Below are 1,228 nucleotides of genomic sequence, written 5' to 3'. Positions count from 1 at the left end.
TCTTTATACGTGTGTGATTGTAGTAATCAATATATTGTTCAAGTTCTTGCTTGAAGTGTTCGATGTCCTCAAATTCTTTTAGGTATAGAAATTCAGACTTTAAGATACCGAAGAAGTTCTCGATAACTGCGTTATCGTAACAGTTACCTTTTCGGGACATACTCTGTGTAATGCCACGCTTTTTTAAGGCGTGTCTATATCGCTTCATTTGGTAATGCCACCCTTGATCAGAATGTATCATCGGTTTTTCCTCTTCATCTAAACGGTTGAATGCCTGATGAAGCATCGTTGAGACGAGAGAATAAACAGGTCTTGAACCGATTGTATAGGTAATGATTTCACCATTAAATAGATCTAATATGGGCGAAAGATAGAGCTTCTGACCAAATAATTTGAACTCCGTCATATCTGTGACCCATTTCTCATTTGGCTTATCCGCTTGAAAATGACGAGCCAAAATATTAGGCACTATTTTGTTCACTGTGCCTCTGTATGAACGATATTTCTTCACGCGGACCATACATTTTAGCCCTAGGGCTTTCATGATGCGCTGGACTTTTTTGTGATTCACCTTTTGTCCTCGGTTGAATAGTTCATCACGAATCCGGCGATATCCATAACGTCCTTGATGTTCCTTATAAATGGTTTGAATCATCTTTTTCAGTTCGGCATCCTGATCAGGACGATCCAAATGCTTGATCAAGTAATAGTAGGTACTGCGCGGAATACATGCGAGCTTAAGAAGTGCTTTCACCGGATATTTATGCCTTAAATCATAGACTACTTGCGCTTTGTCTTGTTTGGTGATTGTTCCTTGTTTTGAACTAAGGCATTCAACTTTTTTAAATACTCATTTTCCATGCGCAAATGTTCTACTTCTGCCTGTAACGCTTCCATTGATCCTTTCGTTATTTCTTGTTTTCCAGTTTTCTTTTTCATAGACGGACGCCCCTTTTTCTTAGGTTGAAGGGCGTCTACTCCTTGAGTTTCCATGATGCGTTGCCAGTTCCAAAGCGTGGTATCAGATGGCAGATTAAAGAGTGCAGCTGTTTCCAGGATAGACGTCCCATGTTCATTCATATAGTCAAGTACGTCTAGTTTATATCGGACTGGATAATTTGTATATGACTTTGAAAAAGCTTTTTCGCCATGATATTGATACTTTCTGACCCAATATTGAAGTATACTTTTGTTCACGCCAATCTGTTTTGCAATTCTAAGCAAGCTC

The 1,228-nt window shown here is 39.0% G+C and carries 1 protein-coding gene; it reads right to left on the bottom strand.

Features of this window, described 5'->3' with window-relative positions:
- A protein-coding gene (locus WAX46_RS15630) for an IS3 family transposase (RefSeq protein ID WP_336494316.1) occupies window positions 1–1,228 on the bottom strand; the annotation gives its coding sequence in 2 pieces (ribosomal slippage) (window positions 1–846 and window positions 846–1,228; 1,229 coding nt annotated over the 2 pieces). This gene is flagged as partial in the annotation.

The organism is Bacillus sp. FJAT-53060 (assembly GCF_037104745.1).
Lineage (GTDB): Bacteria > Bacillota > Bacilli > Bacillales > Bacillaceae > Bacillus > Bacillus stratosphericus_B.
This window is presented reverse-complemented; position numbering and strand designations above follow the sequence as displayed.